Here is an 18758-nt window from a genome sequence, read left to right on the forward strand (position 1 = left end):
TTGAATCTTACCTGACTGGGCCTAGCCCCATCCGACCGCGTGCAGTTAGCGACGCATCGATTGTCCGTTGTGGAACAGGTGCACCTTTTTCGGAGGGGCAGTGACGGATACGCTTTGCCCTCGCAGATTGCGCTGAACGCCCGGCAGTTTAGCGATCACTGCCTCTCGTCCCTCGGGCGCTGCAAAGTAAAGCAATGTAACCTCACCCAGAGCTTCGGTAAAATCCACAACACCTGAGTAGATCGCGTCGGCCTCAGTCATCTCCAGATCTTCGGGCCGAACGCCGATATTGACCTGTTTGCCTTCATCCGCTGCCTCTGTCGGGATGGATGAGACCGCAACACCGCCGTCGTCCAGTGTTACGGTCGTCGTCTCTCCGGTCGAGGTGATAGTACCCGGCAACAGGTTCATTGCGGGCGAGCCAATGAACTGCGCAACGAATTCATTGTCAGGCGTCTCATACAATTCCAGCGGAGTACCAACCTGAGCGATTCCTTTGTTGGCCAGAACGACGATGCGGCTGGCGAGCGTCATCGCCTCAACCTGATCGTGGGTGACGTAGATCATCGTGCTGTCAGGCATCGCTTCTTTCAGACGAGCGATCTCGATTCGCGTAGCTACGCGTAGGGCGGCATCCAAGTTCGAAAGCGGCTCGTCAAACAGATAGACTTTCGGATCGCGAACAATGGCACGACCGATGGCTACGCGCTGACGCTGACCGCCGGACAACGCTTTGGGCAGGCGATCTAGCAAGGGCTCAAGCTGCAAGATCTGCGCCGCACGCTCCACGGCGGCATCAACCTCGGCACTGGGCAACTTGGCGATCTTGAGCGCGAAGGCCATGTTTTCGCGCACCGTCATATGCGGATAAAGCGCATAGGACTGGAACACCATCGCGATGCCTCGCTGTGCGGGCGGTACGTCATTGACCACCTGCCCTTCGATCTCAAGCGTTCCGCCCGTGATCTTTTCAAGGCCCGCGATCATCCGCAGCAGAGTAGACTTGCCGCAACCTGATGGTCCGACGAAGACAATCAATTCGCCTTGCTCAATCTCGAGATCGATATGTTTCAGAACATCGACCGGGCCATAGGATTTGGCCACATCTGTAAGCTTGAGTTCCGACATGGTTTACCTCTTTTCCCGAGCCAATAGACAGAATTGTGCGGCGTTCAACATCAACGTGCCTTCCCCGCGAACGCCGCCCAACATCTCCCCGATTACTTTCCAGTCGCCTTCTGGCAGTGTCACGTCCACCGGATCGTCACCCAGATTGAAGGCGCAGAAAACCTGCTCTGATTCATCCTCGCGGGTGAAGGTCAAGACCGAACCTATTTGTGACATCCCTGTCTGCTTGCCGGACATCAGTGCCGAGTGCGCATGGCGCAAAGCAATCGCATGGCGGTAGTGGTGTAGCATCGACGCCGGGTCTTGTTCCAACCGGTCAACCGCCCGCTCAGCTTGAGTGGCACTGACCGGCAACCAGGGGCGACCCGCGCTGAACCCGGATTGTTCGTCCTGCGCGACCCAGACCATTGGTGTGCGACATCCGTCACGGCCTTTGAATTCAGGCCAGAATTCGATGCCATAGGGGTCTTGCAAATCCTCAAACGCAACATCCGCCTCGGGAAGACCCAGTTCCTCTCCCTGATACAGGCAGGCCGAGCCACGCAGGCACATCATGAGAACAGCGTGCTGCCGGACAGCTGCATCGTCCAAACCCCAACGCGAAGCATGGCGTTGCACGTCGTGGTTCGAGAAGGCCCAACAGGGCCATGCATCACCTGCCTTGTCCTCAAGCTGGTCAAAAACCTGCTTTGCGTAAGCTGCCGTCAAAGCCCGCTTTTCAAGGAATTCGAAGGCATAGCACATGTGCATCCGCTTATCACCACTGGTGTATTCCCCCATGATCTCCAACCCGCGCTGTGCGTCACCGACCTCACCCAGACAGGCGCGGCCTTCATATTCGTCAGTCAGGGCGCGCAGCCGTTCTAGGAAGGCGATATTCTCGGGCTGGCTTTTGGAATAGAGGTGGTCCTGATGGTTATACGGGTTCACCATCGGGGCAATTGACGCGTTGCGTTGATCCATCGGCAGGCCGGGATTGTCGCGCAGCTGGGCATCGTGGAAATAGAAGTTGATCGTGTCCAGACGAAACCCATCGACTCCCAAATCCAACCAGAACCGAGCGACATCCAGCAGGGCATCCTGAACATCCTTGCAATGGAAGTTCAGATCGGGCTGTGACGTGAGGAAGTTGTGCAGATAATACTGCAACCGCCGGGCATCCCACTGCCACGCCGAGCCACCAAAGATCGAAAGCCAGTTATTCGGAGGTGTCCCGTCCGGCTTGGGATCAGCCCAGACATACCAATCGGATTTCGGATTCTCTCGGCTTGCGCGGCTTTCTTTGAACCATGGGTGTTGATCCGACGTATGCGAAAGCACGAGGTCGATCATCACCTTCAGCCCATGCGCATGAGCCTGATCCAAAAGTTCTTTGAAATCCGCCATGGTGCCGAACATCGGATCGACATCGCGGTAGTCGCTGACGTCATAACCGAAATCCTTCATCGGAGATTTGAAGAACGGCGATATCCAGATCGCATCAACCCCCAGCGAGGCGATATAGCCAAGCCGCTGTGTGATGCCCTTGAGGTCTCCGATCCCGTCGCCATTGCTGTCCTGAAAGCTGCGCGGATAGATCTGATAGATTACCCCGCCCCGCCACCAGTCTGACGCCGCTTTGGTTGCTTCAAATGCTGTCGCGTTAGTCTGCACGTTCATCACACGCCCTTATTTTACGGAACCGGCCAGCAAGCCGCGAACCAGATATTTCTGCATTGCAAAGAAGACTGCCAACGGCACCGCGATTGAGACAAACGCCGCCGTGGCCAGGATTTCCCAGTTACCACCCCGCGTGCCCAAGAGCTCGACGATGCGGTTGGTCATCACCGTTGTCTGGCCGCTGGCATCGATCAGGAACACTTTAGCGACCAGCAGATCGTTCCATGTCCACAGGAACTGGAAGATCGCAAAGGATGCCAGTGCCGGGAAGCTGAGCGGCAGGATAAGCTTGGTGAATATCTGAAACTCAGTCGCACCATCGACCCGCGCGTTCTCGATCAGATCACGCGGCAGCCCGGCCATGTAGTTCCGCAACAGATAGATCGCCAGCGGCATCCCGAACCCGGTATGGGCCATCCAGACACCCAGATATCCTTTGCCTATGCCGATATTGAGATGCAGCTTCAGCAAAGGGATCAGTGCCAATTGCAATGGCACCACCAACAGGCCAACCACCGCAGCAATCAGAAGCGCCCGCCCAGGGAAATCCATCCAGGCCAGCGCATAGGCCGCAAAAGCCGCAACAAGGATCGGGATGATCGTCGCCGGGATCGTCACCGTCAGAGTATTAAAGAAGGCCTTGCCCATACTGTCTGAACTATTTGCGTTGAACAGAACATGGGCATAGTTCTCGAAGGTGAATTCTGGTGGCAGAGTTGTGGTCACAAAGACCCGGGGGCCGCGCTTACCCGAAAATTCTTCGGTGTTTTCCATGCGATAGTCGCCATTGGCCTGAACCGTGATCGTCCCGCCGCGACGCAGCTCGGCTTTTTCACCCGGAGCAAAGGCATCAATCGCGCGCGAATTCACACCCCATCGCGAAATGTCCGAGGCCCGTTCACCATCGAAGATATTGCCTTCGATCACATAGAGACCATCCTGCAAAACTTGCGTTTCAGGTGCAGCAGCACGCAGAGTCAGGTTTTGTTCAGACGGGAACAGTGCCCGCCACCAACCGCTACTGGCAATTTGATCCCCTGTTCTGAAGGACGAAATCAACAAACCCAGCGTAGGGAATACCCAAAGTACGACCAGCAATACAACCGAGGCGTGTACAACCCATCTAAGGGCTGGGCGGGTTCCTGCAATATCGCTCATATCCCCAACCTCCTACTGCATTTCTTTGCGCGCATTGCGCACGTTCCAGATCAGGATCGGTGTCACCAGCAACATGATCACCATGGCGGATGCCGACCCCACGCCCCAGTCATTGGCGCGGAACATCTTGTCGTACATGTAATTGGCCAGAACCTGCGTCTCCCACTGGCCATTGGTCATGGCAAAGACGATGTCAAAGACCTTGAGCACAACGATTGTAATGGTGGTCCAAACCACCATGATCGTGGTCTTGATCTGTGGCACTTTGATCTTAAAGAAAATCTGAAACGGGTTGGCCCCGTCCAAAATGGCGGCCTCAATGGTCTCTTCCGGGATACCGCGCAAGGCAGCAGACAAGATGACCATGGCAAAGCCGGTTTGAATCCAGACCAGCACAATCATCAGGAAAAAATTGTTCCAGAATGGAAGCGTCAGCCAAGTATGCGTCTCGGTTCCACCAAAGAAGATATAGATCGCGTTCAGAACGCCGATCTGATCCTGATCGGGTGGGCGCGCGTCATAGACCAATTTCCAGATCACCGAGGCACCCACGAAGGAAATCGCCATCGGCATAAAGATCAGCGACTTAGCGACATTGCCCCAACGAATGCGATCCGTGAGCTGCGCGACTAACAGGCCAAAGCCAGTGGACATCGCAGGCACAACAATCAGCCAAAGCATGTTGTTGCGCATTGCCTCCCAGAATTTGGGCTCGGCGAGCATTTGGGAGTAGTTATCGAAACCCGCCCATTCGTATCCGCCACCGGCTACGCGATCGGTCAGCGAAAGGCGCAGTGTTTCGAACACCGGATAGGCAAGATAGACCCCAAGCGCGAGGATCGCGGGAAGCAGGAACAACCAGGGCCGGATCATGTTCGCGCAGTTGATATTACGCCCCGCATTAGGACCACGCGCAGGAAACAGGACCTTATCCAAGAACTGGTTGGACAGATAGAAATAGCCCACGCATCCCGACACACCGATTACGATTGTTAGCAGGCCCTGAATTGCCGGATTCATGGCGTCCTCTCCCTTGCTAGGGTTCCGGGCAACCTGAATGATAGGTTGCCCAAAGGTTCAGTGGTTTACTTGAGTGCGTCCCAGGACGACTGGATTTCGCTGGTGACATCTTCGGCAGATTTACCTCCGGTGTAGTCGACCATCCCGGTCCAGAATGTACCCGCACCCACGGCGCCCGGCATCAGGTCAGATCCATCAAAGCGGAAGGTCGTCGCACCCAACAGAATGTCACCCAGACCACGCAGAGTATCGTCCTTGTAGGCTTCGGTGTTCACGCCTTTATGCGGGGTCAGGAAACCGGTTTGCGCCATCATCACCTCATGCGCGATTGGCTGCTTCAGGAACTCCATGAACGCGCTAGTCGCATCCGAGGGATCACTGACGGCCATCAGCGTACCACCGCCTAGAACCGGGTTACCCAAGTCTTTGTCGGCGAAAGACGGCATGTAGAAGAAGTCTGCATCGAGACCGAACTCAACATCTTCGGGGAAAAAGGCCGGAACGAACGAGGCCTGACGGTGCATGTAGCATTGCGGCGGCGATGAGAACATGCCTTTGGGGCTGTCGCGGAAGTCAGTCGAGGCCACGGCCCCTGCCCCACCAGAAACCTTCGCGTCATCGCGTGCAAACCAGCCAAATTCTTCGATTGCGGCGATCACGCGTGGATCATCAAACGGTATCTCATTTGTCACCCACTGGTCATAAACTTCAGGTGGCTGCGTGCGCAGCATCATGTCTTCCACCCAGTCAGTCGCTGGCCAGCCCGTGGCGGCACCCGATCCTAGACCAATGCACCAAGGTGTCTCACCGTCAGCGACGATCTGTTCGGTCAGTGCTTTCAGTTCCTCCATGGTCGTTGGTACTTCGTACCCGGCATCCTCGAAATTCTCCGGGTTGTACCAAACCAGAGACTTGACGTTCACGTTGTAGAAGAAGCCGTACATCTGGTCATTGCCATCGGCATCTTTATAGGTGCCCAGGTCAACCCATGAATTTCCGGCCGCATAGTTGTCGCCAACCCAACTGGCCATGTCTTTACCCAAAGGCGTTAGTTGTCCTTTGGAGGCCATGATCGCCGCCAGTCCGGGCTGAGGGAATACGGCGATGTTCGGGGCGGAACCCGCTTCGGCATCGATAACGATCTGCTGCTCGAAACTGTCAGAGCCAGTGTAGATCACATCCGCGCCGGTCGCCGCCTCGAAATAGGCAGTCATGTTGTTGAAATAACCATCTTCCGGTGTCAACCAAGGACCAGCGATAGTGACGGTCTGACCGCTCAGATCAGGCGCACTTTCAGCCCAGGCTTTATAGCTATCCCAGTTGAACGGCCCTTCACCAGGTGTGAAGGCCAAGTCTTCGGCACACGCGGTCCCTGCCAGCAGAGCGGTCACTGCCGCACCTGCATAAAGCGAGCGTTTCATGAATTTTCCTCCCAGACTTTACGGCGCAAACAAGATTCGTTTTCAAAGCGCTTTGGATAGATCACTTTATCCGCTAACATTCCGAGTCTGTCAACATCTCGCAAATAGTTGCCGTAATATTGAGTTATTAGGCTCAAATATCAAAACGGGTTGACGGAACCTGAAATTCCAAACAAAACAATAGGACCGCAACTTGAAAGCGCTTTGAATGCTATGAACCTAAAGAAACTCTCAGAGATTCTTGGTCTTTCACAGACAACCGTCAGCCGAGCGCTGAACGGTTATCCCGAAGTGAATGAGGAAACGCGTATCCGGGTTCAGGCTGCCGCTACTAAACACGGATACCGCCCAAATAGCCGCGCCAAAGGACTGGCGACAGGGCGATCCATGGTAATTGGGCACGTGATCCCGTTCTCTTCTCAGCACGAGATGGTCAATCCGATATTTGGTGATTTTGTTGCAGGTGCTGCGCGCACTTACGCACAGAATAACTATGATATGATGTTCACGCACGCGCCTGACACCTCAGTCGAAGACTCCTATCGAAGCCTGTTCAACCGAGGGGTCGTGGACGGCGTCGTGCTTCAAGGCCCCAAAGTCAACGAGCCGCGGATATCCGCCCTGTCGCAAATGGGGGTGCCGTTCATTGTACATGGTCGTTCTACGGGTGCCGACGTTCCTTACGACTGGATCGACGTGAACAATCAGCGCTCATTCGAGAGGGCGACACAATTTTTGATCGATCTCGGCCACCGGCGCATTGCACTGATCAACGGGCTGGAAGAGATGGACTTTGCTCAGCGCCGTCGGAATGGATACGTCTCAGCGTTGAAACACTCGGGAATTGAGATTGCACCGGAGCTGTTGCGCAGCGCCGAGATGACAGAAATTTACGGGCATCAAACCGCCTGCGACATGCTGGATCTGGGCGATCCGCCGACGGCCATTCTGGCCTCGTCAATCATCTCAGCCGTTGGTGTCCGGAGGGCCCTGGAAAATCGCGGCCTGAAGATGGGGCGGGATATTTCAGTCATCGCGCACGATGACGAACTGTCCTACATGCGCAACGGCATAGATGTACCGATATTCACCGCCACGCGGTCCTCGGTCAGACATGCCGGAGAGTTGGCTGCTGAAATGCTGATTGGACGGATCAACGCCCCCAACGACCCACCCAAAACACGCCTGTTAGAGGCCGAGCTTGTTGTTGGCAGCTCAACCGGTCCAGCTCCACAAAGGATGTGAAATGAAACACAAACGCTCGGATTTTCCGGTAGATTTTCAGTTTGGCGTTGCAACGTCGGCCTACCAGATTGAGGGTCATGCTCAGGGTGGCGCAGGAAAGACCCATTGGGACAGTTTTGCGGCCACTCCGGGAAACGTCGTAAACGCTGAAAACGGCGATTTGGCCTGCGACCACTACAATCGATATGAACAGGATTTGGATCTGATCCAGGACGCTGGGTTCGACTGCTATCGTTTCTCGACCAGCTGGGCTCGAATCTTGCCCGAGGGACGCGGGCCAGCCAATCAACAAGGCCTTGATTTCTATGATCGTTTAGTTGACGCCCTACTTGAACGCGGCATCAAACCCTGCGCAACGCTGTATCACTGGGAACTCCCCTCGCCGCTTGCTGACTTAGGCGGCTGGCGAAACCGAGATATCGCGAATTGGTTCGCTGATTTTACAGAAATCATCATGGGCCGTATCGGCGATCGCATGTTCAGCGTGGCATCCATCAACGAGCCCTGGTGCGTAAGCTGGCTCAGTCATTTCGAGGGCCAACATGCCCCTGGCTTGCGTGATATCCGCGCCACTGCCCGTGCCATGCATCATGTCTTGCTTGCCCATGGTCGCGCAATCGAGGTTATGCGTGGATTGGGTATGTCCAATCTGGGTGCGGTGTTCAATCTGGAATGGTCGGAACCCGCCGATGATAGCACCGAAGCACAATCTGCGGCGGCGCTATATGACGGGATCTACAACCGGTTCTTCTTGAGCGGGGTCTTTAACAAATCTTACCCCGAGAATGTTCTGGAGGGTTTATCACCGCACTTACCCAAGGGTTGGCAGGACGATTTTGAGACCATCGGCAGTCCGGTCGATTGGTGCGGGCTGAATTTCTATACGCGCAAGCTGATTACACACTCTGACTCGGCCTGGCCCGCTTTAAAAGAGGTTCCAGGCCCGCTGCCCAAAACGCAGATGGGGTGGGAAATTGATCCTTCGGCGCTTTCGCGATTTTTGATCCGAACTGCACGCGATTACACGGGCGATCTATCGATATATGTCACTGAAAACGGTATGGCGAGCGTTGAGCGCCAACAGGATGAGGATCGAATTGATTATCTGGATCAACATCTGGCTGAAGTGCGTCGGGCTTTGGATCACGGTGTGCCGATCAAAGGATATTTTGTCTGGTCGTTACTGGACAATTACGAATGGGCGCTGGGGTATGAAAAACGCTTTGGACTGGTCGATGTAGATTTCAAAACGTTGGAGCGAACACCCAAAGCATCATATTTTGCCTTGAAAAACGCGTTGACGCAAAACTAACGCACACTAGTCCTGCAGGGTCAGCACCGGCTGATCGCGATACACCGTATAGCTGAAGGCGCCTTCGACCGAAATCAAACTGATGTCCAGTTTCTGAGCGTCGGGAAATAATTCAAAATAGGTGAACCGGATCGACGTCACCAAATCTATTTCCTCGCATTCCAACACATAGTCCGCTTGAAATTCGGCGTGTTCTCTGGTGTGATTTTCGGTTTTGTCATCCACTTGCCCAAAACCAACCCCAACAAGAGCCACATTCGCAGACGCGGTTTCGCATCCAGCTTCTGATGGCAAATTGAACAACCTCAACGGTTCTGAGAAATCCGATATCGCGGCCGCAACTTCTGCCCGTTCTTCGTCGTTTTCTGCTGAGTGCTCAAAGCCCACAACATCCATGCCCGGGGCCGCAAGAATCACGGCGAACTCATTACTATCCATTGATATTGCCACTCGCCCAACACCGTGGGTATGCGCTTCGACCGCAGCCAACTTTTGAGCCATTGGTATGGTTGGCAAGAGCATTAACAGTACTGCCGCGCATTTCATCTCAAACACCATTAAACAAACAAATCTCGTATTATTTTAGTCTAATTACCCTCCTGCGCAATTGGCTTACATGCATTTCAACCCCACCAGATATGGGGAGGCAAATTCAGACTTTATATCTGACAATAAAAGTCAGGTTGACTTTGTTGACTGATTAACTCAGATATTTCCACGTCCACCCCGTACCTGTGCGGGAACCGAACCCGTTGAGAAGGAATGAATTCCAAATGACCAAATTATTCACTGCGATCAGCGCCCTTACGTTGAGCATCGCAGGTGCAGCTGTCGCCGACGCCCCGTCTAAAGCAGATATTCTGAGCACCTATGCCAACATCGCGGAAGCCAAGTTTGACGACAGCCTGATTGCCGCGAAGAAGCTGCAAGCTGCCGTCAACGCTCTGATCGCTGACCCGTCTGATGCCACGCTGAACGCCGCCCGCGCCGCATGGGTCGCCGCGCGCGTGCCTTATCAGCAGACCGAGGTTTATCGCTTTGGCAACGCTATCGTCGACGACTGGGAAGGCAAACTGAATGCCTGGCCATTGGACGAAGGCCTGATCGACTATGTGGACGCGTCGTACGGAGGCCCGAGCGATGAGAACGAGTTCGCCGTGCTGAACGTCATCGCCAACCCCAGCTTTGAACTATCTGGCCAAACCATCGACGCCAGTGATATCACTCCGACCCTGTTGTCGGACACGCTGCACGAAGCTGACGGGATCGAAGCAAACGTCGCGACCGGTTATCACGCCATCGAATTCCTGCTTTGGGGCCAGGACCTTAACGGTCATGAGGCGGGTGCAGGCAACCGTCCTTACACCGACTATGTAGACGGTGACGGCTGCACTGGCGGTAATTGCGATCGTCGGGCCCAGTATCTGAGCGCCGCAACCGATCTGCTGATCAGCGATCTTGAATGGATGACGGCCCAGTGGGCAGAAGGCGGTGATGCGCGTGCCGCACTGGCAGCAGACGAGACTGCCGGTGTAAGTGCAATCCTGACCGGCATGGGCTCGCTGTCCTATGGTGAACAGGCGGGTGAACGCATGCGCTTGGGCCTGATGCTGAACGATCCCGAAGAAGAGCATGATTGCTTTGCCGACAACACCCATAACAGCCACTATTACGATGGTCTGGGCATCCAGAACGTGTATCTGGGAAGCTACACCCGCATTGATGGCACTCCCGTATCTGGTGCATCGTTGTCCGATCTGGTTGTCGCAACCGATCCGTCGTTGGATGCAGAGATGAAAGCCAAGCTCGCGAGCACCATGAAAGCTTTGGGCAACATCAAGTCGACTGCCGAGGCTGGTTTTGCTTATGATCAGATGCTGGAGCGCGGCAACGAAGGCGGTGAAGCTCTGATCATGGGTGGCGTGAATGGACTGATCGACCAAACCAAAACCATTGAACGTATCGTGACTCTGCTGGAACTTGACCAGATCGAGTTCGAAGGCTCGGACAGCCTAGATAATCCTGACGCGGTATTCCATTAAACGCTATGGCCGGGCGCGATGGAATTGCGCTCTGCCCCTTCTACGAAATGGGTGTGGCGTCTTGACACTGGACGCAAAACTAAAAACCAACTATTTCACTAAGAATAACGAAATCAGGCTGAGTCGCCATGATTATATGCCACTGTACCAATATCTCAGACCACGACATCCGCGCCGCGATCAGTTGGATGCGCACCGCAGACCCGCAGACCATAATCACCCCTGGCAAGATCTATCATGCCCTTGGTAAATCAGCGGATTGCGGCGGATGTATGCCTCTTTTCCTAGACACAATGCGTTCTGACGATAATCTGGAAGTCCCCATGCAGCTTCGAACATTGCGGTCCGGAGCATCACAGGAGAAGTCACATGAAAGGCGATCCCAAGGTTATCGAATATCTAAACAAATCACTGCGGCATGAACTGACGGCTGTTAGCCAGTACTGGTTGCACTATCGCCTGCAGGAAGATTGGGGGCTTGGCCATATGGCTAAGAAAAGTCGCGAAGAATCCATCGAAGAGATGGAGCACGCGGACAAGCTGATTGAACGTATTATTTTTCTCGAAGGTCACCCCAACCTGCAAAAACTTGATCCATTGCGGATCGGCCAGACACCCAAGGAAACTCTTGAATGCGATCTGGCAGCCGAAATTGATGCAAGAGCTCTTTATAAGGAAGCGCGCGAGTATTGCCGGGATGCCGGCGACTACGTGTCGATGTCTCTGTTTGAGAAATTGATGTCCGATGAAGAGGACCATATCGACTTTCTCGAAACGCAGCTCGACCTCTATGAAAGGATTGGCGAAGCCAACTATGCGCAACTCAACGCATCAACCATGGACGAGGGCGAGTAGGCTCGCCCTGGCATCGGTGGCCGCACTGTCGGCCACCCCCTCCCTCGCGACCGAGCTAAGGGACCCACATCTAAACTTCATTCCCAGAACAGACGAAGAGCGTGCGCGGATTGCTGCGGTGACAGCCTCACCCGAAAAGTTCAGTGCACCCCAGCGGTTCGAAGAATTATCCGCTGGCGCGGCGACTGTACGCGTTCGTACCGATGCCGATGCGTTTTCTCAGCCCTCCGCCAACATTAGTTTCGAACAGGAACTGGATTTCAAAGTAGGCAATGGATTGTTCAAGAAAATCTGGGTCTCATCGCCCTCCTCAACACTCGCCTCAGACGGGCTAGGGCCGCTCTATAACGCCCGCTCCTGCCAGCGATGCCACATCAAGGATGGACGGGGCCATACACCTAATGGACCGGATGACAACGCCGTCTCGATGTTTCTGAGGGTCTCGATCCCCGGCAACCCAGAGGATGCTCCTGCCAAGATTGAGGACTATATCGCCACCTTGCCCGACCCAATTTATGGCGGGCAGATGCAGGATTTCGCACTGGCCGGCCGTCCGGCAGAATATCGGTTGAGCATCACATACGAAGAAGACCCAATCGAGCTGTCCGACGGTGAAATTGCTTCGCTTCGCCGCCCGACCTACCATGCGGCCGACTTGGGGTATGGCCGATTGCATCCCGACGCCATGCTCAGCCCCCGAATCGCGCCACAGATGATCGGCTTGGGATTGCTCGAATCCATCCCGGTTGAGGACCTGTTGGCACGGGCCGATCCTGATGATGAAGATGGCGACGGGATATCGGGGCGACCAAACATCGTGTGGTCGTTAGAATTTGGCGAACCGATGATGGGCCGCTTTGGCCACAAGGCCGGAATGCCTACGGTGATGGAGCAATCATCGGCAGCATTTTCGGGTGATATTGGCATTTCTAGCCCGCTTTACCCTGCCCCCTTCGGCGATTGTACCGAACTGCAGACCAACTGCATAGATGCCCCGCACGGTGACTCTGATGTGCGCGGGTTTGAGATTGACCAAATCGGCATGGATCTCGTCGCTTTTTACAGCCGCAATTTGGGTGTCCCCGCCCGGCGTGAGACTGATGATCCACAGGTTCTGCGCGGCAAAGAAGTATTCCACACATCTGGCTGTGCCTCTTGTCACGCACCTGTCTATGTTACCCATCGAATGCCCGACCGAACCGAACACAGTTTTCAATTGATCTGGCCCTACACTGACCTGCTGCTGCACGACATGGGTGAAGGACTGGCCGATAACCGCCCCGAGGCCCGCGCCACGGGCCGAGAATGGCGTACTCCACCGCTGTGGGGGATTGGATTGACAGAACGTGTCTCGGGCCACACCCAATTCCTGCACGACGGTCGGGCACGCTCTCTGCTCGAGGCTGTCTTATGGCATGGCGGAGAAGCCCAAGCCGCCCGCGACACGGTGGTATCAATGCCTAAAGCTGACCGTGATGCGCTGATCCAATTTCTAGAGAGCCTGTAATTGATGCGAAGCCTTACCCTATTCACCGCTTTGTTGATCCCATTCGGCGCCTATGCGCAGGATCGCGCGCCGATTCTGATGGATGTGACTGAAACACATATTCTGCCGCGCTTTGCGCAATTGGCGGATGCGACCGACACCTTGGCCACCACCGTGCAGGCCGATTGTGAGCCACAATCGGATACCCTGCGCGCAGCCTATTCTGCAGCATTCGATAGCTGGATCTCAGCCAGTCATTTGCGATTCGGTCCAACCGAGACAGATGATCGGGCCTTTGCCATGGCCTTCTGGCCCGACACCAAAGGTTTCACACCAAAAACCCTGTCCCGGCACATCAAAGACGAAGACACAGCTGTCGAGTCGCCTGCCGCATATGCCGAAACGTCGATTGCCGGGCGCGGATTTCTGGCGCTTGAACGAATGCTGTACGATCCAGCCATGGCCGAACAAGGTAACGTCGCCTATCGCTGCGCGCTGATCCGCGCCATCGCTACCGACATTGATCGGAATGCAGATGCAATGAACGCCGATTGGCAGAGTTTCGCACCAAATCTGACCCAGCCGGGCGACGACAGCCCCTATCGCTCGGGCGATGAGGCGATGCAGGAACTGTACCGGGCGCTGACAACGGGCCTAGAATTCACCGCTGATACGCGGCTCGGTCGCCCCTTGGGTACATTCGAACGTCCTCGTCCAAACCGCGCCGAAGCGCGCCGGTCAAAGCGATCATTGCGCCATGTGGAGCTATCATTGATCGCGCTAAGCGATATGGCCGCCCGCCTGTCCTTCGACCACCCCGAAATCGCAGCTGATCTTGATACAGCCTTTGCACAGGCAATAGATCGGGCTCAGTCGCTGGATGACCCCGCCTTTGCCAAGGTCGACACACCACTGGGCCGCATCCGGGTCGAAGCGTTGCAACAATCGATCCACAAGATTCGCGAGATCGCCTCAATCGAGCTTGGTCCAACGCTCGGCATCAGTGCTGGCTTCAACTCGCTGGACGGAGACTGAACTTTGACCAACCGGCGCAATTTCCTTGCAGGTCTCGCCGCTGCCAGCCTGACGCCCGCATCCGGCTGGTCATCAGTGGGCGCGCCTGTTTATCTTGCCGCCGGGCTATTCCCCGATGGCAGCTATCGGCTTTCCGGGCTGGATAACGCAGGCGCCATCTTGTTCTCGATCCCTCTGCCCGCACGAGGCCATGCTGCGGCTGCCCATCCGTCCAAAGCACAAGCTGTCGCCTTTGCACGCCGTCCGGGCACATTCGCCATTGTGATCGATTGCAAAAGCGGCCACGTCATCAAACGACTGACAGCCCCAAAGGGCCGCCACTTCTACGGGCACGGCACATTCTCGGCCGATGGCACACGGTTCTTCACGACCGAGAACAAATATGAAGCCGCAGAAGGTGTTATAGGCGTTTGGGACGCCAACAGCTTTGTTCGGCTCGGAGAGTTCGCCTCGGGCGGCGTTGGTCCACACGACATAAGGCTGATGCCCGGCAGTGACATGCTAGTTATCGCCAATGGCGGTATCGAAACCCACCCCGATACCGGCCGAACGAAGCTTAACTTGCCTACAATGTTGCCCAATCTCGCCTATGTCGACCTATCGGGTTCGGTATTGGCAAAAGTGGAGCTAACCGGCGCGCAGCACAAAAACTCAATCCGTCATCTTGCTGTGCGTAGCGATGGTCTTGTGGGTTTCGCGATGCAATGGCAGGGCAATCAGATCAAGCACCCACCCTTGTTGGGCTTGCACAAACTTGGCGAAATCCCTCGCCTGCTTTCCGCCCCTGAAAGACAGCAAAGCGACTTGCAGGGGTATGCTGGCAGCATCGCGTTCTCCACCGATGGACATTCAGTTGCAATAACCTGCCCCAGAGGCAACACGCTACATCGCTTCGATGTGACGAGCGGTGCTTTAATGAATGCCTACACGCTTGAGGACGTCTGCGGATTAGGCGCTGGCGCAGAAGGTTTGGTATTCACCACCGGTACCGGTGCCTTTGGGTCTCTGAATGCCGCGCACGCCAAAATCTCGTCTCGGCAGGATTGCCAATGGGACAACCATTTGATCCCAATCCAAACAACCGATTAATACGCAGCGAGAATCCGATTCGCAGTTTATGCTTGGACGAATCGAACCGCTACCGTATTGGCAGGCGCGAAACCTGCACCCTGATTCCAAGGATAAACCTGATTGAAACAACCGCCCATCGCACCGCATTCCATCTACGGGGTTGAGAAATGGGGCAAAGGCCTCATTGAGGTGACGGATCAGGGCGAGATCGGTCTACGTAATCCGATGGTTCCTGATGCCACTGCGATTAGCCTGCCGGGTATCCTCAGTGATTTGGATGATCGGGGTATCAAGGCGCCGATGGTGCTACGTGTGGCGTCTTATCTGGAACATGAGATCGCGCATTTGAATGAAAGTTTCCGCGACGCAATCAAGCGCGTGGACTACAAAGGCCTATATCGCGGCGTTTTCCCGATCAAGGTGAACCAGCAGGCTCAGGTCGTCGATCGTATCGTCGAGTTCGGCAAGAAATACAATTATGGGCTTGAGGCCGGTTCCAAACCCGAACTGGTCGTCGCGCTGGCCCACCGCTTGGCCTCTGAGGCGCTCATTGTCTGCAACGGCGTCAAGGACGCCGAGTTCATCCAGCTCGCAATCCTCAGCCGCAAGATTGGTTTCAATACGGTCATCGTTCTGGAAAGCCCAAAAGAGGCTGACACGGTTATCCAGGTCTATAACGAGCTTGGCATCGAGCCCTTGATCGGCGTACGGGTCAAGCTGACCAATCAGATCAGCGGCAAATGGGAAGAAAGCTCAGGCGACCGATCCGCCTTTGGGATGAACACCGACCAACTGGTTGCCACAGTGGACAAGCTGCGCGACGCCGGCCTGCTGCATTGCCTGAAGCTGCAGCACTCACATCTGGGCTCGCAGGTACAGGACGTCAACGACGTGCGCCGCGCTGTAGGCGAGGCGTGCCGCTACTATACTGAACTCACGCACGAAGGCGTACCGCTCACCCATTTGGACCTGGGCGGAGGTATGGGTGTGGACTATACCGGCGAAAAGAAAGCCGCAGAAAATTCAATCAATTACACGGTTGAAGAATACTGCGCCAACGTGGTCGAAACTGTGGCCTATGCCATGGACGAAGCTAAAATCGATCATCCTACGCTTATCACTGAAAGCGGGCGGGCCGTCGTGGCCACATCTTCGATGCTGGTCTTTAATGTTCTGGAGAGCACGCTTTACGACGCCCCGACCGGTCCCGAAGTCGAAGCTGATGATCATCATATGGTCTCGGACCTCGCTGCAGTTCATGGCTATCTAAGCAGCGATCGGCTGCAGGAATGCTGGAACGACGCCACCTTCTACCGCAACGAGCTGCGCGCGCTCTTCCGGCGAGGCTATGTCGACCTGCGCCAGATGGCCCGTGCTGAACGGATCTACCTATCGCTTATGGCCCGCCTCAAGTCTCTGGCTGCAAGCGATGATCTGGAGTCGGATGTGGACGACCAGTTAGAGAAAGTGGCCGATATCTACCACTGCAACTTCTCGCTGTTCCAATCCCTTCCTGACGTTTGGGCCATCGATCAACTTCACCCCATCGTCCCACTACAAGGCCTGAACCAAACGCCTGACCGCCGCGCCGTTCTGTCAGACATCACCTGCGACAGCGACGGCAAGATCGACCGGTTCATTCTGGCCGACGGTGTCTCACCCAGTCTGCCGGTGCATTCCCTGCCCGAAGATGATGAGTATTTCATGGGTGTCTTCTTCGTTGGCGCTTATCAGGAAACCTTGGGCGATCTGCACAACTTATTCGGCGATACCAACGTCGTCACCATCGACCTGCGTGCTGACGGAGGCTTTGATCTGCTGCACGAACAAGAGGGCGACACGATCAGCCAGGTCCTGTCTTACGTGGAATTCGACCCACAGGACTGCGTCGCCGCCTTCCGTAAAATGGTGGACGAGGCGATCTCGACCGGTACTCTGAAAGCCAAGGACCGCAAAACCCTGATGAGCGCCTATCGCGACTCGATCAACGGCTACACCTATTACGAATAAAAAGGAGACAGACCATGGGCAAAACACTGGTTGTCGGCGCGGGCGGCGTATCTCACGCTGCAGTGCACAAGATGGCGATGAATTCGGACATTTTTACCGAAATCACCTTGGCCAGCCGCACAAAATCCAAATGCGACGCCATCGCCAAGGCGGTGAAAGAGCGTGTGGGCGTCGATATCAAGACCGCCGAACTGGACGCTTACAAGGTCGAAGACACGGTCAAGCTGATCAAGGAAACCGGCGCAGAAATCCTCGTGAACCTCGCTCTGCCCTATCAGGATCTGGTGCTGATGGACGCCTGCCTTGAGGCCGGAATCCACTATCTGGATACCGCAAATTATGAGCCCGAGGATGAGGCCAAGTTCGAATACCATTGGCAGTGGGCCTATCAGGATAAGTTCAAAGAGGCCGGTCTGACAGCCATCCTCGGCTCTGGCTTCGATCCGGGCGTGACCAGCGTATTCGCCACTTGGCTGAAGAAACATAAGCTGGACACCATTCGTCAGATCGATGTGCTGGACGCTAATGGCGGCTCGAACGATCAGGAATTCGCCACTAACTTCAACCCCGAGATCAACCTGCGCGAAGTGCTGGCCGAAGTACGTCACTGGGAGAACGGCGAATGGAAACATTCCCCCGCCATGACCCATAAGGTCGAGTTCGACTTCCCTGCAATCGGTCAGAAAAACATGTACCTGATGTATCACGAGGAACTGGAATCACTCTCGACCCACTTCCCCGAAATCGAACGCGCCCGCTTCTGGATGACCTTCGGCGATGCCTACATTACCCACGCCAAAGTGCTGGAGAATGTCGGCATGACCCGCATTGATCCGGTGATGCATGACGGCATGGAAATCATCCCGATCCAATTCCTGAAAACTCTGCTGCCTGATCCCGGTGACCTGGGTGCAGAAACCAAAGGCAAAGCCTGCATCGGCGACATCGCCACGGGCCAGGCCAAAGACGGTTCGGGTGAGAAAACCTATTACATCTACAACATCTGCGACCACGAGGAATGCTATGCCGAGGTCGGCAGCCAAGCCGTCAGCTACACCACCGGCGTACCCGCGATGATCGGTGCCGCACAGGTGCTGAAAGGCAACTGGGTGCAGCCCGGCGTCTGGAACATGGAACAGCTGGATCCAGACAACTTCATGGACATGCTGAACGAACACGGCCTGCCGTGGCAGGTCCACGAGCTCGACGGCCCGGTCGAGTTCTGATCCCTCAGGGCCGGTCTGAGCGACCACACTGTTTCATCTGGCCCAAAATATCCGGGGGGTCCGGGGGTTGGTCCCCCGGGCCTCTCCACC

Annotated in this window: 16 protein-coding genes; 10 read left to right on the forward strand and 6 right to left on the reverse strand. The window is 55.5% G+C overall.

The annotated features are described in order from the left end of the window. Window positions 1-45 precede the first annotated feature (45 nt). The 5 genes from G7G_RS0120440 to G7G_RS0120460 all read right to left on the reverse strand — a co-directional run bounded on the left by G7G_RS0120440 (window position 46) and on the right by G7G_RS0120460 (window position 6386). Window positions 46-1128 carry an ABC transporter ATP-binding protein gene (locus tag G7G_RS0120440; protein ID WP_010443332.1) on the reverse strand — a complete coding sequence of 361 codons (1083 nt, stop codon included), beginning with the start codon at window positions 1126-1128 and terminating at the stop codon, window positions 46-48. Window positions 1129-1131: 3 nt separating this feature from the next. Further along, window positions 1132-2787: an alpha-glucosidase gene (locus G7G_RS0120445; protein ID WP_010443333.1), complete on the reverse strand. Its 1656-nt coding sequence runs from the start codon at window positions 2785-2787 to the stop codon at window positions 1132-1134. Between the two features lie 9 nt (window positions 2788-2796). Continuing rightward, the gene (locus G7G_RS0120450) at window positions 2797-3945 is read right to left on the reverse strand and encodes a carbohydrate ABC transporter permease (protein ID WP_010443334.1); all 1149 of its coding nucleotides are present in this window, start codon (window positions 3943-3945) and stop codon (window positions 2797-2799) included. 12 nt (window positions 3946-3957) lie between these two features. After that, window positions 3958-4965, reverse strand: coding sequence for a carbohydrate ABC transporter permease (locus G7G_RS0120455; protein ID WP_010443335.1), 1008 nt, complete (start codon window positions 4963-4965; stop codon window positions 3958-3960). A gap of 65 nt (window positions 4966-5030) precedes the next feature. After that, window positions 5031-6386, reverse strand: coding sequence for an ABC transporter substrate-binding protein (locus G7G_RS0120460; protein ID WP_010443336.1), 1356 nt, complete (start codon window positions 6384-6386; stop codon window positions 5031-5033). Between the two features lie 213 nt (window positions 6387-6599). Here G7G_RS0120460 and G7G_RS0120465 point away from each other — a divergent pair, with 213 nt between their 5' ends. Together G7G_RS0120465 and G7G_RS0120470 are read left to right on the forward strand one after the other, a co-directional pair. Continuing rightward, complete coding sequence (locus G7G_RS0120465) at window positions 6600-7631, forward strand: LacI family DNA-binding transcriptional regulator (RefSeq protein WP_010443337.1); 1032 nt, start codon at window positions 6600-6602, stop codon at window positions 7629-7631. Between the two features lies 1 nt (window position 7632). Next, window positions 7633-8943: a GH1 family beta-glucosidase gene (locus G7G_RS0120470; protein WP_010443338.1), complete on the forward strand. Its 1311-nt coding sequence runs from the start codon at window positions 7633-7635 to the stop codon at window positions 8941-8943. 6 nt (window positions 8944-8949) lie between these two features. On the opposite strand, the gene G7G_RS23785 is transcribed toward G7G_RS0120470, so the two are convergent. Then, on the reverse strand, window positions 8950-9444 hold the full coding sequence (locus G7G_RS23785; RefSeq protein WP_158005284.1) for a ZrgA family zinc uptake protein: 495 nt from the start codon (window positions 9442-9444) through the stop codon (window positions 8950-8952). Between the two features lie 272 nt (window positions 9445-9716). Here G7G_RS23785 and G7G_RS0120480 point away from each other — a divergent pair, with 272 nt between their 5' ends. From G7G_RS0120480 to G7G_RS0120510, 8 genes are all read left to right on the forward strand, one after another. Next, the gene (locus tag G7G_RS0120480) at window positions 9717-10985 is read left to right on the forward strand and encodes an imelysin family protein (protein ID WP_010443340.1); all 1269 of its coding nucleotides are present in this window, start codon (window positions 9717-9719) and stop codon (window positions 10983-10985) included. 128 nt (window positions 10986-11113) lie between these two features. Further along, a complete protein-coding gene (locus tag G7G_RS24060; protein ID WP_010443341.1) occupies window positions 11114-11407 on the forward strand; it encodes a (2Fe-2S)-binding protein in 294 nt (97 codons plus the stop codon). Beyond that, a complete protein-coding gene (gene bfr / locus G7G_RS0120485) occupies window positions 11355-11840 on the forward strand; it encodes a bacterioferritin (RefSeq protein WP_010443342.1) in 486 nt (161 codons plus the stop codon). The genes G7G_RS24060 and bfr overlap by 53 nt, the downstream gene beginning before the upstream one ends. A 16-nt stretch (window positions 11841-11856) precedes the next feature. Next, window positions 11857-13347, forward strand: a complete 1491-nt coding sequence (locus G7G_RS0120490; RefSeq protein ID WP_010443343.1) for a di-heme oxidoreductase family protein — start codon at window positions 11857-11859, stop codon at window positions 13345-13347. A 3-nt stretch (window positions 13348-13350) separates the two neighbouring features. Next, complete coding sequence (locus G7G_RS0120495) at window positions 13351-14361, forward strand: imelysin family protein (RefSeq protein WP_010443344.1); 1011 nt, start codon at window positions 13351-13353, stop codon at window positions 14359-14361. A 3-nt stretch (window positions 14362-14364) separates the two neighbouring features. Beyond that, window positions 14365-15450 carry a DUF1513 domain-containing protein gene (locus G7G_RS0120500; RefSeq protein WP_010443345.1) on the forward strand — a complete coding sequence of 362 codons (1086 nt, stop codon included), beginning with the start codon at window positions 14365-14367 and terminating at the stop codon, window positions 15448-15450. Between the two features lie 102 nt (window positions 15451-15552). Further along, window positions 15553-17442, forward strand: coding sequence for a biosynthetic arginine decarboxylase (gene speA, locus G7G_RS0120505; protein ID WP_010443346.1), 1890 nt, complete (start codon window positions 15553-15555; stop codon window positions 17440-17442). A 14-nt stretch (window positions 17443-17456) separates the two neighbouring features. Continuing rightward, window positions 17457-18668 carry a saccharopine dehydrogenase family protein gene (locus tag G7G_RS0120510; protein WP_010443347.1) on the forward strand — a complete coding sequence of 404 codons (1212 nt, stop codon included), beginning with the start codon at window positions 17457-17459 and terminating at the stop codon, window positions 18666-18668. Window positions 18669-18758 lie beyond the last annotated feature (90 nt).

It is taken from the genome of Ruegeria conchae (assembly GCF_000192475.1).
GTDB lineage: Bacteria > Pseudomonadota > Alphaproteobacteria > Rhodobacterales > Rhodobacteraceae > Ruegeria > Ruegeria conchae.